Source organism: Vibrio sp. SCP2, from assembly GCF_059295395.1.
Genome location: NZ_JCAFVV010000006.1, coordinates 56,885 through 80,499, shown reverse-complemented (window position 1 = coordinate 80,499; position 23,615 = coordinate 56,885). Strand labels below are relative to the sequence as shown.

The window sequence follows — 23,615 nt, the reverse complement described above, 5'->3', positions numbered from 1 at the left end:
ATGAAATTTTCATGCGTTGGATATTATTATTCGTTCTTTCTTTTTTGCTTACCACAAATAACTTCAGTGTATTCTTTATAGTTTTAGCTGTCTTACTATCCATGGCGTATCTATATACTAATCGCCATCTTTGCACGTTCAATAGGTTCGATCTAGCCGTCACATTCTGTCTTTCAATATATTTTATAGGTGCTATACCTATAGCTATTTTTGATGGAACGACAGCAAGATATTTTCAGGGTGGCATTAGACTAATTCTGTGCTTGCCAATTTATTTTGCTTTAAAAACATGCATAGAAAACAGTGAACTAAAAATCAAACCCAACCTAGAGGTTGGGCTCATTTTGGGTTCTATTGGAACCTTTATAATATCATACTATCAGTACTTTATTTTAAAAATGCCTAGAGTTGATGGGTTTCTATTTAGTATAAACTTTGGTTACCTAGCATGTACTTTGGCTTTTCTAACATTTACTTTTAGCTTTAACTCAAAAAGAAGACCTATCCTGCTAATAGGAGCAGCGCTCTGTACAGTAGCAGTAATATTCACCTATACTCGTGGAGCCATTTTTGCAGTTCCTCTTGTGCTAACGTTACTAGTTATTATCAACTTTAACAATATTAAGAAGAAATACATCTTAGTTGGTGCATTGAGTTTTCTAATAGTCTCTACAGTTTTTTATAACACTTCTGAGAATTTTAAAAGTCGCATTAACTATACTGCTCATGAACTTACGTTAATTGCGTCCGGAGAAATTGAAAAATCAACGTCCTCTGGTTATCGTCTTCATTACTGGTATGGTGCATTGGAAGCATTTAAAGTTAGCCCTTTAATTGGATTACCCTACCATGAAAGAGAAAAACTAAATCACCAACTATATTTAGATGGAGAAATAGGCGAAGGCGCATCAATTATCTCCAGGGGACACGCTCACAATCAATACTTTGAACTGATAGCATCTAATGGCGTAATTGGAATTCTCAGTGTATTCGGTATATTTTTTATTCCTTTCTTAATATTTGTTAATCATTATCTTAAGCATAAGAGCCATTGGTCCCTATCCGCTTCAATCTTTGTTTCCGGATTCATTGTATTTGGCTTAACCGAGGTTCCCTTAACAGCCAATTTAATAGGCTCTTTTTACGGCTTTATGCTAGCAGTATTTTTCGCCATAATTGCCGCAGAGAAACAAGGTAAATCGGTACTTTAACAATGAAAGTTCTAGTTATTGGTCCATCTTGGGTTGGCGATATGGTCATGTCGCAAAGCCTTTATACGACGTTAAGGCATCAACAGCCAAATGCTGAGATAAATGTCCTTGCTCCTGCTTGGTGTAAGCCTATATTGGAGCGCATGCCAGAAGTCAATCGAGCCATTGAGATGCCTATGGGACATGGTGAGTTCAACCTGAAAGGTCGCTGGCAGTTGGCTCGAACGTTGGCTAAAAAAGGGTATACCCACGCTTATATTTTACCTAACTCCGCCAAGTCTGCTTTGATTCCATTCTTCGCAGGTATCAGTTCAAGAACAGGTTGGAAAGGAGAAATGCGCTATGGTCTACTCAATGACTTGCGGCCAAATAAGCGTGTTTTCCAGTATATGGTCGAAAGGTACGTTGCTTTAGCGCATTCTAAAAGCGGTATGCTTAACGAAGTCGAGCTAGCAAATTGCCCTAGACCAAATCTAACCGTCGACTTAGCAAACCAAAAAAACGCAAGAGATCGCTTAGGTCTAGAAAGCACTCGACCTATTATAGGGCTATGCCCAGGAGCAGAATTTGGCCCAGCAAAGCGTTGGCCAGATACATACTATGCTGAAGTAGCAAAGTACGCGATAGAACAAGGCTATCAGATATGGTTGTTTGGCTCAGCCAAAGATAGAGCAGTCTGTGAGCTAATCTGCTCCAAACTGTCAAACGAGCAAGGTCAACTTTGTTTTAATTTGGCAGGGGAGACATCTTTAATTGAAGCAGTCGATCTTTTAGCTGCCTGCCACACTGTCGTCAGTAATGACTCAGGACTGATGCATGTTTCTGCCGCTGTCGGCTGCAACATCGTCGCTATTTACGGCTCAAGTTCACCAAAATATACCCCGCCTCTCACCAATAAGTTAAAAATGGTTCACACTGATGTTGAGTGTCGACCATGCTTTAAGAGAGAATGCCCTCTCGGCCACTTAGATTGTCTAAACAAACTGGCACCAAGCACTGTTGTTAACGCCCTAAAAGAGTTTATCGAATAACGCTAAGCTTTATTGGTATAGTAATAAATTGTGAACTGACGCCACACACCTAATACCTGCCATAACGAGAGAAAACACGGCAGCAATCAAAATAAATACTAAGGCAAATTATGAAAACTCTCCCAATAATGATAGTCAACAGATCAATTCGTCTTATTGGTAATATATTTAAAGTCTTGTCATATCCCTTTCACTTTGTTCTACCAAAATTGCGCTTTACAATCCCTGAACATTCACCTGCGATGGTTCGTTCTGCTCAATCAAGTGGTGTAACCAAGATTATTTGGCAAACAAACTACTCCAACAGGTCTACGCTACCCGTTTACCTCAACTATCTGTTTAACCGACTCATGTCACTTGATTATGAGTATCGCTATGTGAGCACAGAAGCTCGTGAAGCATATTTAAAAGAGTCTGCTCCAAAAGAAGTCTATGAAGCCTATTTAAAACTCACAGATGGAGCCGCTCAAGCCGACCTTTGGCGCGTAACCACCCTTTACCAACAGGGGGGGATTTATATGGATATTGATGCGACATTAGTCTGGCCTTTGAAAAAGATATTACAAGGCGTCAAAGACTCACTTTTCATTAAGATTAAAAATGATACTGAAATTACCAATTACTTTTTAGCAACCAGACCTAACAACCCAGAATATAAATCAGTTATGGATGCAATCGTTCACAATATCGAGAACTACGACCCTGCTGAAGGCGTGTATGGCACTACAGGCCCTAAGGTATTCAACGAAGTGTTAGATGGAGACAAGGTCAACTCTCGCCGTCGTCGCTACGTATGTATACAAGGAACATTCACCAATGAGTACTTCCAGTATTTAGACAAGCCTCGTGGAAAATGGACTCATCAGGATCCTAACAACTTAATCAAAAAATAACTTACAGGATTATCACCGTGCTTATTCGTTGGTTATATACTCTGTTACTCGCTTGTGCTTCTCCATTTTTATTGTACAGCTTGTATAAGAAGAAAGAGGGGAAACCAAGCGTAGGTAATCGTTGGAAAGAGCACTTTGGTGTTACGCCTCCTCTAAAGTCTTCAGGACAACCAATATGGATTCATGCGGCTTCTGTAGGTGAAACGGTAGCCGTCACCCCTTTCATAAAGGCTCTTAAAGCACATAATCCAGATTTAACTATTCTTCTAACTACAACGACCTCTACTGGAGCTGAGCAAGCCGCACGATTGGGTGACTTAGTTTACCATCGATATACTCCTGTCGATTTTGCATTTGCCATAAAACGATTCATACACATTGTCCAACCTTCTCAGTTGATAATTGTAGAGACTGAACTTTGGCCTAATACATTGAATGAAGTATCTAAATCAGGAATTCCAATTACCTTGCTCAATGCTCGCCTATCCGAAAAATCGTACAGCGGCTATCTCAAAATTTCTCCTTTAGTCAAATCAATGACCAAACAGTTATCTAAGGTTCTGTGCCAATTTGACGCCGACGCCAAGCGCTTTAATAAGCTAGGAGTAGGTGAAAGCAATCTTGTTGTTACCGGCTCTATAAAGTTTGATATAACTATCACTGACACAGTCTTAATGAAAGGTGACCAACTTAGGGAGCAACTTGGCCAACATCGCCCTATCTGGATTGCAGCCAGTACACACGAAGGGGAAGAGGAGGCCTTGCTTTCCGTTCATAAGCAATTACTTATTGACATTCCAAATGCCCTATTAATAGTTGTTCCTAGGCACCCAGAGCGTTTTAGGAGTGTTACTGCGCTATCTAAAAGTAAGGGGTTCTCCACCGTCGCTCGTAGCAGCAAAGTCATAACCACTCCAAATACTCAAGTTTATATTGGTGACACGATGGGGGAAATGCTGACTTTATTGCAAGCTGCTGACGTTTGCTTTATGGGTGGTAGCCTTATAGGAAAAAAGGTCGGAGGGCATAACCTTCTCGAACCTGCCGCTTTAGGAAGGCCAACAATCATTGGCCCAAGTTATTACAACTTTACAGATATTACTCACGCTCTTGAGGCTGCTGGAGCATGTATAATCACTCAAGACAAGTTAGAAATTACCAGTCAGCTGAAGCAGTGGCTAATAGACCAGAAATCACGTGAAAAGAGCGGTGACCAAGCACTCACAGTAGTTAGAAAAAACATCGGTGCCATAGAAAAATCACTTGCTCAGCTAAATATAAACTAGGAACTGAACATTATGAAAAAGCTTATCGTCGACCTAGACGGAACCCTCACCCAAGCAAATACCTCTGACTACAAAAATGTTCTTCCTCGCCTAGATGTGATTGAGCAACTTAAAAACTACAAAGAGCAAGGGTTTGAAGTTGTTATATCCACAGCACGTAATATGCGTACCTACGAAGGTAATGTGGGTAAAATTAACATTCATACTTTACCTATCATCACAGAGTGGCTAGATAAGCATAACGTTCCTTATGACGAAATACTTGTTGGTAAACCCTGGTGCGGCCATGAAGGTTTTTATATTGATGATAGAGCCGTTCGCCCATCTGAGTTTGCAAACTTAACAATTGAAGAGATTAATAAATTAATTGAGAAGGAAAAGGTATGTTCCTGATCATGTCTGGAGCCTATGTCGGACTAGAATTAGAATCAGAGTTTGGACATATCCCACCTAGCTTCCTGCCGCTTGGCAACCGTAGACTTTTTCAGCATCAAGTAGCTCTAGCCCCTGATGGTGTTTCTATCTATCTATCAGTTCCAGAGTCCTATTCTGTGTCAAAACTTGACCAACAATGGCTGGAGCAGAATCACGTTGAGATCATCCATACACCTGACGGACTTAGCCTTGGCGCATCAATGGTCGCAGCTATCAACATCAGCGGACATTCGTTGAGCAGTCCACTCCACATTCTCTATGGAGATACCCTGTTTGGACAACTCCCCATAGGAGACGATATCGCGAGTGTATCGATAGCTAAGGATAGCTATAACTGGGCTGTACTCACCGATGACAAAGCACATTGGCTAAAAGATACCGAGCAACAATTAAGCTCAGAAGCTAATCGAATTATTGATGGGTATTTCAAATTTAGTCAACCGCGAGAGTTAGTTCGTTGTATTACACAAAGCGAATGGAAGTTTATTGAAGGTCTGAACCGCTATCATCAGTCAGTTGGTCTAACGCCAGTTGATTCGCACGGCTGGCTCGACTTTGGCCATGTAAACACCTACTACCGTTCAAAAGCCGAATATACGACTCAGCGCGCATTTAATGAGTTAACAATCACACCTAAATGGATCGAGAAGGCAAGCGTAAAAAACGAAAAAATAGCCGCAGAAGCTAACTGGTTCGATACACTTCCTTACACACTTCGTGGCTACATCCCTCAGTTTATGGGTAGCAATAGTGAACAAGGAAAAATTTCTTATAGATTAGAATACCTACACTTGACGGCATTAAATGAGCTATTCGTCTTTTCAAAGCTCCCACCCCAAGTATGGCAGCAAATCTTATCTGGATGCATAGAGTTTCTATCTAACTGTAGTAAGCAGGAAATAGGCAATGAGAGTTGTACCAACAACTTAGAAGTCCTATTTGGTGAGAAAACGCCAAGCCGCCTAGCGGAATTTTGTAATTCTCGTAAAATCAACTTAAACACTGAGTGGCATTTTGAGGAGCAAAAAATAAGCCTCCAGCAGATATTGTCACAAAGTGAAAAACACTTACCCACTAGCAAAGCAAATATTAGCGTGCTTCACGGTGATTTTTGCTTCAGCAACATACTCTACGATTTTAGAGCGAGCAAGGTCAAAACCATTGACCCACGAGGAATGACACCTGATGGTCAGCAAACTATCTATGGTGACATTCGCTACGATCTTGCCAAGTTAAGTCATTCAATCTTAGGACTTTATGACTGGATAATCGCTGGTTACTATGAGGTAACAATCGAAGGCAGAAACATCACATTGAATATTGCCGACGACGGTGTGCATAGAGATACTCAACAGGCGTTTATTCAGATGGTAGAGCAAGAGTTTGGCATTACTGCACAAAACCTATATGCCATGCAAATTCAACTATTCCTCTCTATGTTACCTCTGCATGCGGATGACATGCGTCGCCAAGACGCCTTATTTGCCAATGCATTCCGCTTATATCAAATTTTACAGAGATTAGAACAATGATCGTAATTCCTATGGCGGGTATGAGCTCGCGATTCTTCAAAGCTGGCTATACTCAGCCAAAGTATATGCTTGAGGCACATGGTCAAACTCTTTTTGATCACTCTGTTAGAAGCTTTGAAGCTTACTTTTCATCACTTCCTTTCTTGTTCATTGTAAGGGATGTATATGACACCAAACTGTTTGTAAAAGAAAGAGCTCAGGCGTTAGGTATAAAAGAGTTTTACATCACAGTTCTAGATCAAGAAACAAGAGGTCAAGCAGAGACTGTAGCTCTAGGTTTAGAATTGCTTGAACAACAACTTCCAAACTATCAGGATGCAATTACGGTCTTTAATATTGACACATTCCGTCCTAACTTTGTTCTACCTAGCATAGCTAAAGAGAGTGATGGTTACTTAGAAGTATTCAAAGGCACGGGCGACAACTGGTCATTTGCAAAGCCGGAAAATGAAAGCGGTACCAAAGTAATAAAAACTGCAGAAAAGAACCCTATATCTGATTTATGTAGTACTGGTCTTTACCACTTCAATAGTAAGCAAGATTACCTAAGTGCTTATCAAGCATACCTATCCAAGCCTCAACACGAGTGGGAAAAAGGTGAGCTGTATATTGCACCACTTTACAACCTCTTGATCGAAAAAGGAGCCAACATCCACTACCATCTTATTCAGAGAGATGACGTCATTTTTTGCGGAGTTCCTGACGAGTACAAAGCTTTTCTGAATAGGGACTAGCATGAACAAAATAGCAGATAAAGATATTACTTTTGTTGTTCAGGGGCCCATTCAGGCTAGTAAAGATCGTAAACAGCTTGTAGGCATTACCGAGCAATGTTTGCGTTCAATTAGAGACAGCTTCCCTGAGTCTAAAATTATCCTCTCGACATGGAAGGGACAGCCTCACCAAGGTTTAGACTATGATCTCGTCCTAGAGCTAGACGACCCAGGGCCTAATTTCATTTATCATGGTGACGAACGAATTCAACTCAACAATAACCGTCAACTACATAGCTCACACATGGGGTTAGCTAAAGTTGAAACTAAGTTCGCCGTAAAAATGAGGACAGATAATCGACTAACTGGTAGGGGCTTTGTTTATCTGTACGAGAAATATTCAGGAACACCGAGAGACAGCAAACATGCCTTGCTAAACTCACGTGTAGTTACTAGTAGTACGTTCTTTATTTCATCTCATGTGGGAAGAGAGGTCCATTTCCATAAAAGCGATCTATTTGATTTTGGTGAAACAGCAGATTTGCTAAAAATTTGGAACGGGAACTTTGTACCTGAATTACGCTTTAATAAAGTACCTGGCTACAAATCTCGCTATCCTGCAACAGAGCAATTTTTATGCTTGAGTTGGATTTCTCGCTTGTTAGGCATTGACTACATGCTCAATACTAAAGCTGGTGATCACGCTGGACTTGGCAAAGATTTTTGGAAGAAGTTTATTGCCAATAATCTTATTGTCGATTTACCCGAAAACATCGGGCTAGATGTTACAGAACGCTTTTATAAACGGGGAAATTTAGCGCTAGAGTATGATTTGAAAGATTGGCTTTATTTCAACAACCAAACGAATAAGCCAATAGACAAAAAAAGACTCTACCGCCGCTACAAAGAATTTATAGGTCTGGCACTCAGAGTTATAAAACAATAGAGCTAGGTTAGCCCTATTGTGGCTAACTTCTCTTAACCAACTTTCTAATTTTTAGGCGCATTCCTTTCCTAAGAAACATCCATGATGTTGCTAGAATCCACTTAGCCTTGAACAGAAAAGGTATTCCCAAATTAACTCCAAACTCCCTTTCATAAAGCCATTGCCAACGTCGATAGGTATAGAAGTAATATGGATACCCATTATTCTGATGTAAACGTTCTGGCACCTCTAAGCCCAATACATCCCCATCCACAATAACTAGATTGTTTAACATCACATTTCGAGAGTTCTTTATATCTTCTCTAGTTCCATGTTCATCAGTCAGTTTAGTAGGGATAAACTGATTAACAAAATGACTCCATATTTTCTGTTCAACATTAACGCTATCTTTGGGATAGTGCTCGTGTTGTTTTTTTCCACTTAACTCTTCTCGAAAAACGTAGTCTGAGAAATACTCTATATTCCATACGTTCAGCAAATCCGTGGTTTCTCCAAACTGGAAAAAGTCTGAATAGAAGTATGGGACAGGAAGTCCACGCTCAAACTCTTTTGCATAGAAGTTAGAACACACTAACCTTTGATTGAGAAACGAATAGCGCTCATCGCGCTGCGAGTATTGCTCAAACAACTTGATAATTTTCGTATTATGAAGAACATTATCAGCACGTAGCTTAGCGGCGTACTTAGTTCTCACTGCGTTTAAGCCGTAGTAAGTCGAAGCAATCTGTCGATTAATATTTATCTTAACCGCTTCATCCTTTTTGCTGTATACAAATGTCGTTGAGCCTGGGTCTTCATTAAAAATCACTACATCGGCATTAAGTCCCGAGACATCCTCTCCTTCCCAAGTTGAGAGGATAATGTGACTTCCAGGAAACACATCTCTCAATGTCGATATTGAACGTTGGGTAATAGTAGGATGTATTGGACCTTGAACAACAAAGGTTATATCTTCAAACTTCATTTTTATGAGTATTAATAGTGGTTGCTATCGCTATTGTAGCCCTCTAAGAGTATAGCGTAGTCGGTGTAATGCCAAGAAATTTGACTCTTCCCCACTTCTTTCTCAAAAGAGCGCTTTAGTCTTGCTAAATTGCTCTGCTTCCACTCTTCGCCAGATTGTTGGTAGCACTTATCGAAGTCGATAATCCAAACTTTTTCGTCTTCATCAAGCAAGATATTGTGGATATTGAGGTCAGTGTGGTTCACTTGCGCTTTATGCATCTTACTGATTTCTTGACCAATTTTCTGATATATCTGTGCAGAAAGTGGCCTTTCTACCAGAATAGATACCAAATCTCTGGCATTGGGTATCTTTTCACTCAACAAATCCGCTGTATAGCTCAAGCTACTTTTGATTGCACGAGCAGCAATTGGCTTAGGAACATTGACGCCCGCTTGGATTAGCGTATTCAAAAGCTGAAACTCTTGATAACTGCGCGTTTGCTCCCAACCTGAAAAGCGGTAACTGTCTTTAACCAGTTTGCCGAATAGACCACCACGACGATAGTGTCGCAGCGCTGCAGGTATTGACTCTGTTTGCACAAACCACGTTGTACCACGCCCTTGAGCGCTGCCAATAACTTTGTCGTTTTGCTGCCAATAACTTGGTTCGAAAACTTGTTTAGGGTCTTCTTTGAGTAGCTCTTCGTCATACCATATGGTCTGATTATCAAACTGCAAAGTCTTCATGCGTGGTGATCTCTCAATTTATTTGCGCCGCCATTTTACATTTATTGAGCCTCTCTGCATAATCTTGGCTAATACACGCTAATTGAAATCACTATGCCACTTTTTTCCTCTGCTCCTAAATCTCTCTGCGTACTACGCTTGTCTGCAATTGGTGACGTCTGTAATACCGTTGCGGCTGTACAAGCGATACAGCGCCAGTGGCCTGAGACTGAAATCGTTTGGGTAACAGGCAAACTGGAAGCAAAGCTAATTGAAGATTTAGACAACCTCACCGTAGTGGTGTTTGATAAAAAAGAGGGCTGGTCTGGCTATAAATCGCTGTGGCGTGAGCTAAAAGATTATCGGTTCGACGCTCTTCTGCATATGCAATACGCGTTTAGAGCCAGCATTGCAACTGTAGGAATAAAGGCGAAGTACAAACTCGGCTTTGATTCCACGCGTAGCCAAGATTTTCAAAGCTTGTTTACCAATGTCAAAGTCCCCTCTCCGCAAACCATGCATGTTCTCGATGGGCTACTTGCCTTTGGTGAAACGCTCGGTGTGCAAGATATGTCACCGAAATGGCGGATTGACTACTCTGCGAATGATTTAGCTTGGGCAACCGCTCAACTTGACGCGACCAAGCCAAACCTAGTGATTGTTCCGGCAGCGAGTAAAGCCTATAAAAACTGGACAGCAGAAGGCTATGCCAAACTGATTCAACATGCTCATCAAACAGGCTGGAACATTGTTTTAGCGGGAAGCCCTGCTCAGGTAGAGCTAGATCTTGCCGAACAAATCGAAAGTTTGATTAATGTTGCAGTGAGTAATTTGGTTGGCAAAAGCTCTCTAAAAGAGATGTTAGCGCTATTGGATAAAGCCAATCTCGTTGTTGCACCAGATACAGGCCCTGCCCATATGGCTAACGCGGTTAACACTCCTATTATTGGCCTTTATGTTCATCATAATCCAGAGCGAACAGGGCCTTATCAGTATCGCCACTATGTTGTGTCCGCTTATGAAGAAGCGATTCAAGCCGAGACAGGCAAAACATCAAAAGAGCTGAGTTGGCGTGCAAGAGTAAAAGACAAAAACGCAATGCAACGTATTGAGGCTCAGCAAGTTATCACTATGTTTGATAAAGTAGTCTCTGATTTAAACCTACCATCATCCACTCCCGAGGTATCCTAGTGAGTAAACCAACCATTGCCGTGGCCTTAATCGTTAAAAACGAAGCGCAGCACCTTAAAGCTTGCTTGGAAACCGTCCATGACTGGGTTGATGAGATTGTCGTCCTCGATTCTGGAAGCACAGATAAAACAGAACAAGTGGCACGAACCTTTACCGACAAATTTTTCGTCAATCAAGAATGGCCAGGGTTTGGGCCTCAGCGCCGTATCGCACAATCTTATGTCGAGTCAGATTACATTCTGTGGCTCGATGCTGATGAGCGTGTCACGCCTGAACTGAAAGGGAGCATTTTAGCGGCGGTTGCTAGTAATGAGCCTTCAACCATCTATCAAACCGCGCGCTTAAGTTGGGTGTTTGGCCGTTATATTCGCCATTGTGGCTGGTACCCAGATCGCGTTCTGCGTCTATATCCTACGAAACTGACTCAGTACAATGATGCTTTGGTGCATGAGAAAGTCGAAGTAACTGGGGAGATGAAGGTTCAAAACCTTACCGGTGACCTGATTCACTTTACCTACAATGATATGAACCATTACTTGGTTAAGTCAGCAGGCTATGCGAAAGCGTGGGCAGAGCAGCGAGAGAAAAAGGGTAAAAAGAGCAGCATCTCACAAGGTATTCTTCATGCGCTAGGCTGCTTTTTGAAAATGTATGTCGTTAAGGGCGGCTTCTTAGATGGTAAACAGGGCTTCCTGCTGTCACTACTCTCTGCGCATTCTACCTTTGTCAAATACGCGGATTTATGGATTCGAACAGAAACAGATAAGATGCCTGAAAAGTTTTAAACGCTTGAATTGTAAGGCGACCGATAAGGTCGCCTTTTTCTACACTAACTTTTCATTAGCCCAAGGCTGTAACTCTTCCAACACGTTATCGACATCAATACGCGCCATATCTTCCTGGCTTGCTTTATCATCGGCTTGTGGTGGGCAAAAAGCGATATGATTCCCTTCTGAATTAATCGGTTGCCAGCGTAGTGGCGTGGCAGAACGTTTACTTGGGAAGAAACCAACGGTGGGCACATCAATCGCCGCCGCAATATGTAACGGGCCAGTCGAGCCTGCGATAAACATATCGGCACAAGCAATAGAGCAAGAAAAATCAACCAAACCATCATTCTTATCATAAAGCGCCGCATTTCTGCCGCGGCTAGCCATCAATTGCTGCAACTCAGCGGCTTTTTGTTCTTCACCAGGCCCAGCGGTTAAAACCACTTCAAATTCACCCGCTAAGCCGCTGACAAGTTGTGTGTACTGCTCTAAAGAAAGATTATTAGCTGAGCCACCACTACCGGCATGAACATAGACCCAAGGCTTGTTTACATCCAATTCGAGTTGTTGTGCCAACTTGCCTTTTTGCTGCTCTAACTGCTGTGAGCTAAACGATAAGTAAGGCGCTGAAGGTTCAACGATAGGCTTGCCAATATCGCTTAAAAAGGCGCGAATAAGATCTAGGTTGTATTCAAACTCTGGCTTAGCCGATTGAGAACGCTTTTGTTTAATGCGCTTGTTATAGAAGATCTGCGCTAACTTAGTCGCGGGAGCTAAGCGATAAGGGATCTTTCCCTTCCAAACTAGCTTGGCGTTATAAGTGGTTGAGAACAAGTTAATGGAAGCATCAAACTGCTCGTGACGAATCTGCTCAATCAGCTCTTTCTGCGCATGTTTTGAAGCATTCTTTGTCGGGTCGATCAGCACATGGTCAATCCACGGGCATAGCTTAGCAAGCGCAACCGTATAATTAGGCACTAGAGCTGTAACCTGACAATCTGGTAGCGAAGCTTTAAGCATGGCAAAGCTCGGCCATGCCAACATAAAGTCACCGATTTTGTCGTTTCTCACTACCAGTATTTTTTTCATCACTCAATCCACATCTATCTTTTGTCCCAATGATAACGGCTTCAGTGGGTAATTGTGAGCCTTTTTGTTAACATTGAAGGAGATGGAAAAATTAGAGACGCGCAAAGTGAGCCAAAAACGCCTATCCCGAGTCATCTATCCGGGAACATTTGATCCTATTACTAACGGACACCTAGACTTGATTGAACGTGCCGCAGATATGTTTGATGAAGTCATCATCGCCGTTGCAGCCAGCCCAAGTAAAAACACTATGTTTACCTTGGATGAGCGTGTTCAATTCGCTCAACAAGTTACAAAGCACCTAGACAACGTCAGCTCTAAGGGTTTTTCAGGCCTTATGGTCGACTTTGCCAAGCAAGAGCAAGCTAATGTCTTGATTCGTGGTCTGCGCACCACTGTCGACTTCGAATACGAATTTGGCCTAACAAATATGTATCGCCGCCTTATGCCTGGTTTAGAGAGTGTATTCTTAACCCCAGCCGAAGAGCATGCTTTTATCTCTTCAACCATAGTACGCGAAGTGGCTATTCACGGTGGTGACGTGACCAACTTTGTGCCACAAGTGGTCGCGGAAGCACTAAAAACCAAAGCGCATGTTTAATGGATAACTGGAGAGCTAGAGAGCTAGAGAGCTAGAGAGCTAGAGAGCTAGAGAGCTAGAGAGCTAGGTTATTAGGTTCTATCTCTCCTTAAAAACAAATCCTATCCTTCTTGTTGAAGCAAAGGTTCTAGCACCTCACAGCCAGCAACCACCTCTCGGAGGACGAAGTCCGTTCCAGATTCTCGTAGGGCGCAGCCCGTTCCCGAAGGACGTAGTCCGCTCCGCCCTCTATTTCTGACACTGACTACAAAAAAAAGTATTTCGCTGACCAATTCTCTGCTCTTCGATGAGTTCACCACAGGTTGGGCATGGCTCACCTGCTTTGCCATATACTTGCAGCTCTTGTGCAAAGTAACCTGGTTTTCCATCAGCTTGAGCGAAGTCTTTTAGCGTCGTTCCACCTTGTTTGATTGCAGTATCCAGTACTCGCTTAATCTCTTTGACTAATAATTCCCACTCTTTCGCGGTAAGTTTTCCAGCAGGTCGTGTTGGATGAATTCCGGAGCTAAACAGCGATTCATTAGCGTAGATGTTACCTACGCCAACCACGACTTTGTTATCCATAATAAATTGCTTCACCGCAACGCGCTTATTCGCGGCCTTTTCAGCAATATAATCGGCATTGAAATCAGGGGTTAGCGGCTCAGGCCCCATACTACCTAGTGCTGCATGAGTACCATCTTCTGTCCATAGCCAAGCGCCAAAACGCCTTGGATCGTTGTAGCGCAGCACCTTACCGTTAGCTAACTTCAGATCAACATGATCATGTTTAGCCGGTGAGATCTCGGCATCTAACACTCTGAGTGAACCAGACATCCCAAGGTGGACAATCGCGCTACCTGCATCGGTTTCGATCAGCAAATACTTGGCTCGACGAGAAACCCCCCTAATGACCTGCCCTTCCATTTTTTTCAGCTCTACTGGTATATCCCAACGTAGCTTAGGAGTACGAAATGTCAGTTTAGCCACCGTTTGACCAATTAAGTGAGGCGAGATCCCCATTCGGCTTACTTCAACTTCAGGTAATTCAGGCATCAATTATTCCTATCGCATACAACACAAAGTGTGGATTTACTCAGGCATAAGATAGCGAGGTTCAACCGAAATGGCTATCCACTTATCTTGCCAGTTTTTCAGCAACCAAAATTGTGGGGTTTGGTAATAAGTGATCCTTTGTGGCTCTTCCTGATCTAAATACCATGCTTCAATTGAACTCGGGCTACTAAGCTGAGGCTTTAAGCTATCGAAGTTATCTTGAGTCACTTCAGTGCCCACCAAATCAATCCAACGCTGGGCAAGTTCTTGTTCCGGAATGACACTATTGACGGTACTGCGCCAACGCCCTTGGTTTTTCTCCAGTGACCAATCAGAAAAATGTAATGCCTGTAACTCTGCCTGAGGGTTCAACAAATACGGATAAGGACTTTCAACCACCGTCGGCTCAAGTAGATAGGTTTTGATCAAAGTAGGAAGGTTAAGCAAAGCGATAAACGCGATAATGCCTAACATAAGGATATTGTTCCAACGTCTACGACGTGAAGGGGAAACTCGCATAGTGTCTGACTTCTCTGTCTTTAACTGACTCAAAAGTAGCAGAAAAGAGGCAAAGATACGAGATACGAGATACGAGATACGAGATACGAGATACGAGATACTTGTATCTCTTTGAGAGCAAGTCACGTCAATGACTTTTCATACGCTACTTACATGACTATCTCGCAGGGCGAAGCCCGATCTCGGAGCGCAGCGTTCTATAGGACGAAGTCCGTTCCCGGAGGGCGTAGCCCGTTCCTTCTCTCCAAAATAAAAAACCCAACCATATTGCTATGATTGGGTTTCAATTCACGCTTCCCGAAGGAAGTTCAAAGAAGAATCAATTACTTGATTTTAGCTTCTTTGTACATAACGTGCTGGCGAACTACTGGATCAAACTTTTTGATCTCAAATTTGCCTGGCATGTTACGCTTGTTCTTATCAGTCGTGTAGAAGTGACCAGTACCTGCAGAAGATACTAGACGGATTTTCTCACGTACGCCTTTCTTTGCCATTGTCTATTTCCTCTTAAACGTTTACGCCGTTTGCACGGATATCAACAAGAACAGCATCGATGCCTTTCTTATCGATGATACGCATACCTTTAGCAGATAGACGTAGTTTAACAAAACGTTTTTCGCTCTCTACCCAGAAACGATGAGTTTGTAGGTTCGGCAGAAAACGACGCTTAGTAGCATTGCGTGCGTGTGAACGGTTGTTACCCGTTACTGGACGCTTACCAGTTACTTGGCATACTCGTGACATGAATGTCTTCTCCAAAATCGTTTCAGCTCGATATCAACCTTGGTGGCCGAACCTCTCAGTTTCTAAATTAGAAGTTTGAGGTCTTATACCGCTATGGAAACCCATACAAGGCTATCAAAGGTCGCGCATTATACTAACTTGAGTAGCATTGCTCAAGACCCGAACAGATCCTTTTTACAGGTTTTCGTGATCTTTTTTAGGCAGAGCTGATTTATGTGCTAAAAAATGTCGGGGGATTGTAGCAGAAATCAGCGAACTCACAACTAAAAATGTGATTTAAATCCAACCGCGCTCCGCAAAGGAAACAATCTCTCCATCGCCAACCACAAAGTGGTCTAGCACGCGGATGTCCACCAGCGCTAACGCATCACTGATTCGTCGGGTTATTCGTCGATCGCTCTGGCTAGGCTCTGCAACGCCTGACGGGTGATTATGGGCCAAAATCAGAGCGGCTGAATTGTGCTCTAAAGCGCGCTTAACGACTTCTCTTGGGTAGACTGAAGCAGCATCTATCGTGCCTTGGAACAGAGGCTCTCCACATATTACCCGATGTTGATTGTCTAAAAAGAGCACAAAGAATTCTTCTCTCTGCTTATCTCTGAGTAGTCCAGATAAATAGAGTTTCGTTTGTTCAGGGCTGGTTAAGGCATCACCACGCTTTAGCGTCTCAGCTAAGTAGCGTTGGGTCATTTCTAGTGCCGCTTGCAGTTGAACATATTTAGCGACGCCGAGCCCTTTATGACGACAAAAATGGTCTAAATCCGCAGAAAAAAGCGCTCTGAGTGAGCCAAATTCCTTAATCAAATGGTCTGATAGAGCCAGAACATTCATTCCTTGGGTACCCGTTCTTAAAAATATCGCCAGAAGCTCGGCATCCGTTAGCGAATGCGGGCCATGTGATAGAAGCTTTTCTCTAGGCATGGATTCTTTTGGTAAAGCGTTCATCTATATCCCATCAGTAATGAACTCAGCAAAAGTTAGAGTAAATAAAGAAGGCATCATAGATAAAACCGAGCAAGAAACAGTGCGATTAACTAAGCGCAGAGCTTGAAACACTGTAGCGATAGAGGTGTGGCAAACTTTGCACCAAATCAACTTTCAAATTTAATAACTCAGATAGCGACCCTAGGCACGTAAATATCAGCCGTGGTATCTTACGGGCAGAAATTTTAAGGAAGATCATCATGCAAACACTCGCAGGTAAAAAGATCCTATTAGGTATTAGTGGTGGTATCGCTGCTTACAAATGTGCCGAGCTGACTCGCCGCCTTATTGAACGTGGCGCGCAGGTTCAAGTGGTTATGACCAAAGCAGCTAAAGAATTTATTACCCCACTGACCATGCAGGCCGTCTCTGGCAGACCTGTCTCTGATAGCCTACTCGATCCTGCTGCAGAAGCCTCTATGGGACATATCGAGCTTGCCAAATGGGCTGATCTTGTTTTGCTTGCACCGGCAACCGCGGATTTAATTGCTCGCATGAGCGCAGGTATGGGTAATGATTTACTCACGACATTAGTGCTTGCCACCGACTCGCCCATTGCCGTCTCACCAGCGATGAATCAACAGATGTATCGCAATGTCGCCACCCAAGAGAACATCGCAACCCTTGCGCGTCGTGGTATGCATATTTGGGGGCCAGCGGCAGGCGAACAAGCGTGTGGAGACGTGGGCCCTGGGCGCATGTTAGAGCCCATGCAGCTCGTCGAGCGATGTGAACAGTTTTTTGCTGATAAGCCACTAAAAGGGAAATCAGTGGTGATTACGGCAGGCCCAACCCGTGAAGCGATCGATCCAGTGCGCTACATCTCTAACCACAGTTCTGGAAAAATGGGCTTTGCATTGGCGCAAGCTGCAGTGGCACAGGGAGCAAAAGTAACGCTCGTTTCTGGCCCAGTCTCCCTTGCGACACCAGCAGGTGTAGAACGTATTGATGTCGACAGTGCGCAAAGCATGTATAACGCTGCGATAGAGCAAGCAAAAACTCATGACATCTTTATCGGCTGTGCCGCGGTTGCTGACTATCGCCCTGAATCTATCGCCGAGCAAAAAATCAAAAAGACCGATGATAGCGATCAAATGACCATCACTATGGTGAAAAACCCTGATATTATCGCTTCTGTCGCTGCTCTCAGTGAATCTCGACCATTTACCGTTGGGTTTGCTGCCGAAACTCAAGACGTAGAACACTACGCACGTACAAAGCTCAGCAAGAAGAATCTTGATATGATTTGTGCTAACGATGTCTCTGTCGAAGGGCAAGGCTTCAATAGCAACGACAACGCAATCACCGTATACTGGAAAGATGGTAAGCAATCACTTACCCTTGCGTCGAAGCAACAAATTGCCTCACAAATCATCATGACAATCGCGGACAAACTAGAAGCGTAAAGCTCATATTTTTTCTCAATAAGAACAAACCCTCGCGATAAATGGAATCGTCATAAGTTGTTGGCTTTGAGCTGTTTTGCTCAAAGCTTTATTCAGAATGGTAACAATAAGGAAAAAGGTTCATGGCCGGAACAAGAAAAACCAACCGCCGAGATGAAATTTTGCAAGCATTGGCTGAAATGCTGGAGTCCAACGAAGGCGCTTCACGCATTACAACCGCAAAACTCGCTAAGCAAGTTGGCGTTTCAGAAGCCGCACTGTACAGACACTTTCCAAGTAAAGCGCGCATGTTCGAAGGCTTAATCGAGTTTATCGAAGAGTCTTTAATGTCGCGTATCAACCGTATTCTGGATGAAGAGAAAGACACTCTGACTCGAATTCGACTCGTACTGCAATTGATTCTAGCCTTTGCTGAGCGCAATCCAGGTCTGAGCCGTATCTTGTCTGGTCATGCACTAATGTTTGAAAATGAACGCTTGCGCGACCGTATCAATCAACTATTTGAGCGTATTGAAACCTCTATCCGTCAGATCCTGCGTGAGCGTATGCTGCGTGAAGGAAAGGCATTTCCTGTCGATGAGAAGGTGTTAGCCGCCCAACTGCTTGGTCAGGTAGAAGGAAGCTTAAACCGATTCGTTCGCTCTGATTTTAAATACCAACCGACTGCAAACTTTGAAGAATACTGGGCACTGTTAAGCGCACAAATTAAGTAATCACTATGAGTAAAGATAAATACAATCAACCGCCTCCATTTACCCTTTCCTTACTACACCCGAGAAACTGGGGAGTTTGGCTCGGCTTTGGACTGCTCGCCTTGATTGTTAATGTTCTCCCTTACCCGCTATTACTGCGTTTGGGGCAAAGCATCGGTCGTTTAGGGATGCGCTTTGGCAAATCCCGTGTACATGTCGCAAGAAGAAACTTCGAACTCGCTTTTCCGGACATGTCACAAAGTGAGATCGACAAAAGCGTTGCAGAAAACTTCAAAAATACCGGTATGGCCTTAATTGAAACCGGGATTACCTGGTTTTGGCCGACATGGCGCTTTAAACGTATTCTACAAACCAAAGACGTTGAAGAGCTCAAGCGCTTAGGTAAAGAAGGCAAAGGTGTCTTGCTCTGTTGTGTCCATGCCCTCAACCTTGAGATCACCGCACGAGCTTTTGGAGTATTGGGTTTACAAGGCTATGGCGCTTACCGCCCGCATAGCAACCCTGCCTATGAATTCATTCAATATCGTGGTCGCACACGTAATGGCAACAAACTTATCTACCGTACCGACCTTAAGCAGATGATTCGCGTGTTGCGTCAGGGCCATCGCCTATTCTATCTGCCAGATCAAGATTACGGTCATAACAAATCCGTGTTTGTGCCATTCTTTGCCGTTGAAGAAGCCTGCACCACAACAGGGACGAGCATTCTTGCTTACACCAGTAAATGTGCCATTATCCCGGGCTCTGGCTTTAGAAACAGCCAAGGTAAATACGAAATAATCGCTGATAAGAATATTGAACCTGACTACCCGAAAAAAGATGAAACCGCCGCTGCGGCATATATGAATAAATTTGTCGAAGAGATTATTATGCGTGCTCCAGAACAGTGGATGTGGCTACACAAACGCTTCAAGTCACTGCCAGATGAAACGCTAACCAACTCTCGTTATCAATAGAATAGGCCCTGCTGAATGAGCACCAATGAAAAAAACAGCATAGATAAACACCTGCACAACCCAACTTTTGAGTGGTCTTTCCTCCATCCTAAACATTGGGGCACTTGGTTAGGTATCTTGTTTGCTGGGTTATTTGCTTTTATTCCATATCGCTGGCGTGATGCGCTTGCACGCAAGTTATCCGTCTTTGCCGTGCGCAAAAATGGCCGTGTAGTACGACGGGCTCGCGTTAACCTAAGATACTGTTTCCCTGAAAAGTCTGAGCAAGAGCGTCAAGAGATCCTTGAAGAAACTTTCGTCAAGGCTGCGCAATACCTGTTGGGTTACTCTGAATTTTTAGTACGCTCAACCAAACACAACCAAAACCGTGGCGTGATGATCGGTGAGGAAAACATCTTACCGTTGCTAGATGCTGGCGAGAACGTAATCATCCTAGCGCCTCATGCGTGGGCGGTTGACTACCCTGCTGTTATGCTTGCCGCAAAGGGCTACAAAGTCACTACCATTATGAAGCCACAGCGCAATCCAATTGGTGACTGGCTGATGCAGGTTCAACGCATGCAGTATGGTGGTCGTATCTTTGCCCGTGAAGCGGGGGTAAAACCTTTTGTTCGCTCAATTAAGGACGGTTATCTAGGTTACTGGTTACCAGACGAAGACTTTGGCCCTGCCAACTCAGTGTTTGTTCCTTTCTTTGGTACAGAGAAAGCCACACTAAAAGGTTTCGGCAAAATGGCTCGTCTATCAAAAGCCAAAGTCGTCCCAGTTCTGCCTGCCTACAACGATAAAACCGGTAAGTATGAAGTGCATATCTTGCCTGCGCTTGAAAACTTCCCAACAGGCGATGAAGAGACCGATGCTCGCGCGATGAATCAAGCGATTGAAGACTTAGTTCGTCCACATCCAGAACAATATATGTGGAACCTTTCGCTGCTGAAAACCCAACGCGATGGTCGTGAGATTTACGATAACTCACACTATGGCGATCGGGATGATATAGAGAGCTAAAGAGCTGGAGAGCTGGAAAGCTGGAGAGCTGGAGAGCTGGAGAGCTGTAGAGCTGGAGAGCTGGAGAGCTGGAGAGCTGGAGAGCTGGAGAGCTGGAGAGCTTCAAAAATGAGGGGTTGACGTGAAAGCGTCAACCCTTTTTATTTCAATAGCTTAACCCGTTATCCTCAAGAACGAGGAACGAGTGAGTTGGGGATCTCTTGAAGCGAATTGAACTCTTAATGAGATTCCCTACTCGCTCCTTCGTCACTCTATGGAATGGCAGTTAACTTCTCGAAGGGTGAAGCCCCTCCCGATTCTCGGAGCAAAGCGTTCTAACGGACGAAGTCCGGTCTTAGATGCCGTACTCAGCACGGTAAGCCTTCACCGCTTCTAGGTGCTCGACGTCAGTACCTTTTTCTTCTAGGAAAGTCACTAGGTCAGTCAGGCTTACAATTGAAATAATCGCACAGCCAAAGTCGCGCTCAACTTCTTGAATCGCCGATAGCTCGCCTTTACCTTTCTCTTGGCGGTCGATAGCAACTAACACACCCGCTAGATCCGCGCCGTTGGCTTTAATGATTTCCATAGACTCACGAATAGCTGTACCTGCTGTGATTACATCGTCCACCAGCATGATACGACCTTCAAGTGCGCTACCGACTAGGTTACCGCCTTCACCGTGGTCTTTCGCTTCTTTACGGTTGAAACAGTAAGGCGTATCCACATCGTGGTGATCAGCAAGTGCAACCGCTGTTGTCGTCGCGATAGGAATACCTTTGTACGCTGGGCCAAATAGTACGTCGAACTCAATGCCAGAATCCGCTAGCGCTGCTGCGTAGAAGCGACCTAGACGCGCTAAATCTCGGCCTGTATTGAAAAGACCAGCGTTAAAGAAGTACGGGCTCTTACGGCCAGACTTTAAAGTAAACTCGCCAAATTTTAGGACTTCTTTCTCTAGTGCAAACTCAATAAATTCACGCTGGTATGCTTTCATTACTTTCTCTCTAAATAAAAGGTCTAGTTGTCTAGACGGTTTATAAACAGGTCAAAACTTAACCTTGGCCAAATTTTGATAAAAAAATAGCCCCCGTAGTGGGAGCTATCTAAAAATTAATTTTCTAACGCCGCCTTCTGCGCCGCTACAATTTCGGTAATACCTTTGGTCGCCGACTCCAGCAACTTCATCAGCTCAGCATGGGTGAAGGGTTCGCCCTCTGCCGTTCCTTGAACTTCGATCATGCGACCGTCTTCCGTCATCACAACGTTCATATCAGTATCAGCTGCTGAATCTTCTGTGTACTCAAGGTCACAAAGGATATCTTCACCTAGAATGCCTACAGAAACAGCTGCTACGTGGCCTTTCATCGGGTTCGCTTTTAGCTTGCCTTTCTCAACTAGGTGTTGGAATGCATCCGCCATTGCTACGCTTGCACCCGAAATAGATGCTGTACGTGTACCGCCGTCTGCCTGAATCACGTCACAGTCAACGGTCACCATGATTTCGCCCATTGCTTCTAGATCAACCACAGCACGTAAGCTACGAGCAATCAGACGCTGAATTTCCATCGTACGACCACCTTGTTTGCCGCTCGCTGCTTCACGACGCATACGCGAGTGAGTCGAACGCGGTAGCATGCCGTACTCAGCCGTCACCCAGCCTTTACCCTGACCTTTTAGCCAACGTGGTACGTTTTCTTCAACGGTCGCATTACACAGCACTTTCGTGTTGCCGAATTCAACAAGCACAGAGCCTTCTGCATACGCAGTGTAGTTACGAGTAATTTTGATTGGGCGAACTTGATCCGCCTTGCGATCGTTTGGACGCATGGGCATCTACCTTATATGAAGGGGGAGACGAATTTGGTTGGAGCAGGATTATAGCGAAGTTTAGCAAACAAAGCTATTTGGATTGCGATGTCAAACTATCCTCCTTTGGCCAACCTTTGTGCTACTATTGCCTCGCGTTATTTTCAAAGATGATATACAGGAAAATTCGATGATCTACAGTATGACAGCCTACGCTCGCAAAGAAGTCAAAGGTGATTGGGGCACGGCCGTATGGGAAATCCGTAGCGTAAACCAACGCTACCTTGAGACTTACTTCCGCTTACCAGAGCAGTTCCGTGGCCTAGAACCCGTGCTACGCGAGCGTTTTCGTAAACGTCTTGCGCGCGGCAAAGTGGAATGTGCACTGCGTTTTGAAGCTAACCCAGCAGCGAAAGGCGAGCTAAGCATCAATGAAGGTCTTGCCCAGCAAGTGATCAACGCTGCCAATCAAGTGATGCAGATGACCGGCGAAGAAAGCCGTCTTAATCCATTCCAAGTCATGAACTGGCCGGGTGTTATGGAAACCTCTGAGCAAGATATGGATGCAGTAAACAAAGACCTGCTAGGCGCATTTGATGAAGCAGTGAGCGAATTTATTGAAGCGCGTGGCCGTGAAGGTGAAAACATGAAGGCGCTTATCGTCCAGCGCTTAGATGCGATCACTGGCGAAGTGGTTAAAGTACGTGCACGTATGCCTGAAATTTTAGAGTGGCAACGTGAGCGTCTGTTCTCGAAGTTTGAAGAAGCGAAAATTGAACTTGATTCATCACGCGTTGAGCAAGAGCTGATCCTTCTAGCGCAAAAATCTGACGTCGCAGAAGAGCTAGACCGCCTAGACTCGCATGTAAAAGAAGCAACTAACATCCTTAAGAAAGGTGGTGCTTGTGGCCGCCGTCTAGACTTCATGATGCAAGAGTTCAACCGTGAGTCGAACACACTAGCGTCTAAATCAATCAGCACTGATATCACTGCATCGGGTGTTGAACTGAAAGTTCTGATCGAACAGATGCGTGAGCAGATCCAAAACATTGAATAAATGTGATTGAATAACATCGCGTAAATTGCTCCTAGT

General features: G+C 44.0%; 26 protein-coding genes. 16 read left to right on the top strand and 10 right to left on the bottom strand.

Translation table 11 applies throughout. The features are described 5' to 3' along the window. Nucleotides 1-11 precede the first annotated feature (11 nt). The 8 genes from AC5O63_RS16445 to AC5O63_RS16410 all read left to right on the top strand — a co-directional run bounded on the left by AC5O63_RS16445 (nt 12) and on the right by AC5O63_RS16410 (nt 8,047). Nucleotides 12-1,211, top strand: coding sequence for an O-antigen ligase family protein (locus AC5O63_RS16445; protein ID WP_494505639.1), 1,200 nt, complete (start codon nt 12-14; stop codon nt 1,209-1,211). A gap of 2 nt (nt 1,212-1,213) precedes the next feature. Then, entirely contained in the window at nt 1,214-2,242 is a 1,029-nt protein-coding gene (gene waaF, locus AC5O63_RS16440; protein WP_494505638.1) for a lipopolysaccharide heptosyltransferase II, read from the top strand. Between the two features lie 110 nt (nt 2,243-2,352). Next, nucleotides 2,353-3,135 (top strand): glycosyltransferase family 32 protein, encoded by a 783-nt coding sequence (locus AC5O63_RS16435; RefSeq protein WP_494505637.1) that lies wholly within the window; start codon nt 2,353-2,355, stop codon nt 3,133-3,135. Nucleotides 3,136-3,152: 17 nt separating this feature from the next. Continuing rightward, nucleotides 3,153-4,421, top strand: a complete 1,269-nt coding sequence (waaA, locus tag AC5O63_RS16430; RefSeq protein ID WP_494505636.1) for a lipid IV(A) 3-deoxy-D-manno-octulosonic acid transferase — start codon at nt 3,153-3,155, stop codon at nt 4,419-4,421. Between the two features lie 12 nt (nt 4,422-4,433). After that, on the top strand, nt 4,434-4,814 hold the full coding sequence (locus tag AC5O63_RS16425; RefSeq protein WP_494505635.1) for an HAD-IIIC family phosphatase: 381 nt from the start codon (nt 4,434-4,436) through the stop codon (nt 4,812-4,814). Continuing rightward, complete coding sequence (locus AC5O63_RS16420) at nt 4,805-6,388, top strand: capsular biosynthesis protein (RefSeq protein WP_494505634.1); 1,584 nt, start codon at nt 4,805-4,807, stop codon at nt 6,386-6,388. The genes AC5O63_RS16425 and AC5O63_RS16420 overlap by 10 nt, the downstream gene beginning before the upstream one ends. Then, a complete protein-coding gene (locus tag AC5O63_RS16415; protein ID WP_494505633.1) occupies nt 6,385-7,122 on the top strand; it encodes a glycosyltransferase family 2 protein in 738 nt (245 codons plus the stop codon). Before AC5O63_RS16420 ends, AC5O63_RS16415 begins: the two co-directional genes overlap by 4 nt. 1 nt (nt 7,123) lies before the next feature. After that, the gene (locus AC5O63_RS16410) at nt 7,124-8,047 is read left to right on the top strand and encodes a WavE lipopolysaccharide synthesis family protein (protein ID WP_494505632.1); all 924 of its coding nucleotides are present in this window, start codon (nt 7,124-7,126) and stop codon (nt 8,045-8,047) included. A gap of 22 nt (nt 8,048-8,069) precedes the next feature. Here the strand turns inward: AC5O63_RS16410 and AC5O63_RS16405 are convergent, their stop codons facing one another. Next, on the bottom strand, nt 8,070-9,011 hold the full coding sequence (locus AC5O63_RS16405; RefSeq protein WP_494505631.1) for a WavE lipopolysaccharide synthesis family protein: 942 nt from the start codon (nt 9,009-9,011) through the stop codon (nt 8,070-8,072). A gap of 11 nt (nt 9,012-9,022) precedes the next feature. Beyond that, nucleotides 9,023-9,739 (bottom strand): 3-deoxy-D-manno-octulosonic acid kinase, encoded by a 717-nt coding sequence (locus AC5O63_RS16400; RefSeq protein ID WP_494505630.1) that lies wholly within the window; start codon nt 9,737-9,739, stop codon nt 9,023-9,025. Between the two features lie 93 nt (nt 9,740-9,832). Between AC5O63_RS16400 and AC5O63_RS16395 the strand changes: the two genes are divergently transcribed. Next, on the top strand, nt 9,833-10,909 hold the full coding sequence (locus tag AC5O63_RS16395) for a glycosyltransferase family 9 protein (protein ID WP_494505629.1): 1,077 nt from the start codon (nt 9,833-9,835) through the stop codon (nt 10,907-10,909). Then, nucleotides 10,909-11,694: a glycosyltransferase family 2 protein gene (locus AC5O63_RS16390; RefSeq protein ID WP_494505628.1), complete on the top strand. Its 786-nt coding sequence runs from the start codon at nt 10,909-10,911 to the stop codon at nt 11,692-11,694. The genes AC5O63_RS16395 and AC5O63_RS16390 overlap by 1 nt, the downstream gene beginning before the upstream one ends. Before the next feature lie 39 nt (nt 11,695-11,733). Here AC5O63_RS16390 and AC5O63_RS16385 read toward each other — a convergent pair whose 3' ends face one another. After that, nucleotides 11,734-12,768 (bottom strand): glycosyltransferase family 9 protein, encoded by a 1,035-nt coding sequence (locus AC5O63_RS16385; RefSeq protein ID WP_494505627.1) that lies wholly within the window; start codon nt 12,766-12,768, stop codon nt 11,734-11,736. A 106-nt stretch (nt 12,769-12,874) separates the two neighbouring features. Here AC5O63_RS16385 and coaD point away from each other — a divergent pair, with 106 nt between their 5' ends. Beyond that, nucleotides 12,875-13,369 carry a pantetheine-phosphate adenylyltransferase gene (coaD, locus tag AC5O63_RS16380; protein WP_494505702.1) on the top strand — a complete coding sequence of 165 codons (495 nt, stop codon included), beginning with the start codon at nt 12,875-12,877 and terminating at the stop codon, nt 13,367-13,369. A 228-nt stretch (nt 13,370-13,597) separates the two neighbouring features. Here the strand turns inward: coaD and mutM are convergent, their stop codons facing one another. The 5 genes from mutM to radC form a co-directional block, all read right to left on the bottom strand. Continuing rightward, a complete protein-coding gene (mutM, locus tag AC5O63_RS16375) occupies nt 13,598-14,404 on the bottom strand; it encodes a bifunctional DNA-formamidopyrimidine glycosylase/DNA-(apurinic or apyrimidinic site) lyase (protein WP_494505626.1) in 807 nt (268 codons plus the stop codon). A gap of 36 nt (nt 14,405-14,440) precedes the next feature. Next, a complete protein-coding gene (locus AC5O63_RS16370) occupies nt 14,441-14,923 on the bottom strand; it encodes a hypothetical protein (protein ID WP_494505701.1) in 483 nt (160 codons plus the stop codon). Nucleotides 14,924-15,246: 323 nt separating this feature from the next. Beyond that, complete coding sequence (gene rpmG / locus AC5O63_RS16365; RefSeq protein WP_004410866.1) at nt 15,247-15,417, bottom strand: 50S ribosomal protein L33; 171 nt, start codon at nt 15,415-15,417, stop codon at nt 15,247-15,249. Between the two features lie 13 nt (nt 15,418-15,430). Next, nucleotides 15,431-15,667: a 50S ribosomal protein L28 gene (gene rpmB, locus AC5O63_RS16360; RefSeq protein WP_004743834.1), complete on the bottom strand. Its 237-nt coding sequence runs from the start codon at nt 15,665-15,667 to the stop codon at nt 15,431-15,433. 276 nt (nt 15,668-15,943) lie between these two features. After that, a complete protein-coding gene (radC, locus tag AC5O63_RS16355) occupies nt 15,944-16,612 on the bottom strand; it encodes a RadC family protein (protein WP_494505625.1) in 669 nt (222 codons plus the stop codon). Between the two features lie 239 nt (nt 16,613-16,851). Between radC and coaBC the strand changes: the two genes are divergently transcribed. From coaBC to lpxM, 4 genes are all read left to right on the top strand, one after another. Next, entirely contained in the window at nt 16,852-18,057 is a 1,206-nt protein-coding gene (coaBC, locus tag AC5O63_RS16350; RefSeq protein WP_494505624.1) for a bifunctional phosphopantothenoylcysteine decarboxylase/phosphopantothenate--cysteine ligase CoaBC, read from the top strand. A 122-nt stretch (nt 18,058-18,179) separates the two neighbouring features. Then, nucleotides 18,180-18,770 (top strand): nucleoid occlusion factor SlmA, encoded by a 591-nt coding sequence (gene slmA, locus AC5O63_RS16345; RefSeq protein ID WP_004743839.1) that lies wholly within the window; start codon nt 18,180-18,182, stop codon nt 18,768-18,770. Between the two features lie 5 nt (nt 18,771-18,775). After that, the gene (locus tag AC5O63_RS16340; RefSeq protein WP_367937283.1) at nt 18,776-19,726 is read left to right on the top strand and encodes a Kdo(2)-lipid IV(A) acyltransferase; all 951 of its coding nucleotides are present in this window, start codon (nt 18,776-18,778) and stop codon (nt 19,724-19,726) included. Between the two features lie 15 nt (nt 19,727-19,741). After that, nucleotides 19,742-20,734, top strand: coding sequence for a lauroyl-Kdo(2)-lipid IV(A) myristoyltransferase (gene lpxM, locus AC5O63_RS16335; protein WP_494505623.1), 993 nt, complete (start codon nt 19,742-19,744; stop codon nt 20,732-20,734). A 334-nt stretch (nt 20,735-21,068) separates the two neighbouring features. On the opposite strand, the gene pyrE is transcribed toward lpxM, so the two are convergent. Both pyrE and rph read right to left on the bottom strand, forming a co-directional pair. Then, on the bottom strand, nt 21,069-21,710 hold the full coding sequence (gene pyrE, locus AC5O63_RS16330) for an orotate phosphoribosyltransferase (protein ID WP_494505622.1): 642 nt from the start codon (nt 21,708-21,710) through the stop codon (nt 21,069-21,071). 116 nt (nt 21,711-21,826) lie between these two features. Further along, nucleotides 21,827-22,543: a ribonuclease PH gene (gene rph, locus AC5O63_RS16325; RefSeq protein WP_004410877.1), complete on the bottom strand. Its 717-nt coding sequence runs from the start codon at nt 22,541-22,543 to the stop codon at nt 21,827-21,829. A gap of 169 nt (nt 22,544-22,712) precedes the next feature. Here rph and AC5O63_RS16320 point away from each other — a divergent pair, with 169 nt between their 5' ends. Further along, complete coding sequence (locus AC5O63_RS16320; protein ID WP_494505621.1) at nt 22,713-23,579, top strand: YicC/YloC family endoribonuclease; 867 nt, start codon at nt 22,713-22,715, stop codon at nt 23,577-23,579. Nucleotides 23,580-23,615 lie beyond the last annotated feature (36 nt).

Excerpts from the sequence above, each read along its gene's own strand:
- AC5O63_RS16425 (WP_494505635.1), top strand. The coding sequence starts at position 4,434 with ATGAAAAAGCTTATCGTCGACCTAGACGGAACCCTCACCCAAGCAAAT.
- lpxM (WP_494505623.1), top strand. The coding sequence starts at position 19,742 with ATGAGCACCAATGAAAAAAACAGCATAGATAAACACCTGCACAACCCA.
- AC5O63_RS16405 (WP_494505631.1), bottom strand. The coding sequence starts at position 9,011 with ATGAAGTTTGAAGATATAACCTTTGTTGTTCAAGGTCCAATACATCCT.
- mutM (WP_494505626.1), bottom strand. The coding sequence starts at position 14,404 with ATGCCTGAATTACCTGAAGTTGAAGTAAGCCGAATGGGGATCTCGCCT.
- AC5O63_RS16435 (WP_494505637.1), top strand. The coding sequence starts at position 2,353 with ATGAAAACTCTCCCAATAATGATAGTCAACAGATCAATTCGTCTTATT.
- AC5O63_RS16410 (WP_494505632.1), top strand. The coding sequence starts at position 7,124 with ATGAACAAAATAGCAGATAAAGATATTACTTTTGTTGTTCAGGGGCCC.
- rph (WP_004410877.1), bottom strand. The coding sequence starts at position 22,543 with ATGCGTCCAAACGATCGCAAGGCGGATCAAGTTCGCCCAATCAAAATT.
- radC (WP_494505625.1), bottom strand. The coding sequence starts at position 16,612 with ATGAACGCTTTACCAAAAGAATCCATGCCTAGAGAAAAGCTTCTATCA.
- AC5O63_RS16370 (WP_494505701.1), bottom strand. The coding sequence starts at position 14,923 with ATGCGAGTTTCCCCTTCACGTCGTAGACGTTGGAACAATATCCTTATG.
- AC5O63_RS16320 (WP_494505621.1), top strand. The coding sequence starts at position 22,713 with ATGATCTACAGTATGACAGCCTACGCTCGCAAAGAAGTCAAAGGTGAT.
- AC5O63_RS16420 (WP_494505634.1), top strand. The coding sequence starts at position 4,805 with ATGTTCCTGATCATGTCTGGAGCCTATGTCGGACTAGAATTAGAATCA.
- waaF (WP_494505638.1), top strand. The coding sequence starts at position 1,214 with ATGAAAGTTCTAGTTATTGGTCCATCTTGGGTTGGCGATATGGTCATG.
- rpmB (WP_004743834.1), bottom strand. The coding sequence starts at position 15,667 with ATGTCACGAGTATGCCAAGTAACTGGTAAGCGTCCAGTAACGGGTAAC.
- AC5O63_RS16395 (WP_494505629.1), top strand. The coding sequence starts at position 9,833 with ATGCCACTTTTTTCCTCTGCTCCTAAATCTCTCTGCGTACTACGCTTG.
- AC5O63_RS16415 (WP_494505633.1), top strand. The coding sequence starts at position 6,385 with ATGATCGTAATTCCTATGGCGGGTATGAGCTCGCGATTCTTCAAAGCT.
- AC5O63_RS16400 (WP_494505630.1), bottom strand. The coding sequence starts at position 9,739 with ATGAAGACTTTGCAGTTTGATAATCAGACCATATGGTATGACGAAGAG.
- AC5O63_RS16340 (WP_367937283.1), top strand. The coding sequence starts at position 18,776 with ATGAGTAAAGATAAATACAATCAACCGCCTCCATTTACCCTTTCCTTA.
- slmA (WP_004743839.1), top strand. The coding sequence starts at position 18,180 with ATGGCCGGAACAAGAAAAACCAACCGCCGAGATGAAATTTTGCAAGCA.
- pyrE (WP_494505622.1), bottom strand. The coding sequence starts at position 21,710 with ATGAAAGCATACCAGCGTGAATTTATTGAGTTTGCACTAGAGAAAGAA.
- AC5O63_RS16445 (WP_494505639.1), top strand. The coding sequence starts at position 12 with ATGCGTTGGATATTATTATTCGTTCTTTCTTTTTTGCTTACCACAAAT.
- rpmG (WP_004410866.1), bottom strand. The coding sequence starts at position 15,417 with ATGGCAAAGAAAGGCGTACGTGAGAAAATCCGTCTAGTATCTTCTGCA.
- coaBC (WP_494505624.1), top strand. The coding sequence starts at position 16,852 with ATGCAAACACTCGCAGGTAAAAAGATCCTATTAGGTATTAGTGGTGGT.
- AC5O63_RS16385 (WP_494505627.1), bottom strand. The coding sequence starts at position 12,768 with ATGAAAAAAATACTGGTAGTGAGAAACGACAAAATCGGTGACTTTATG.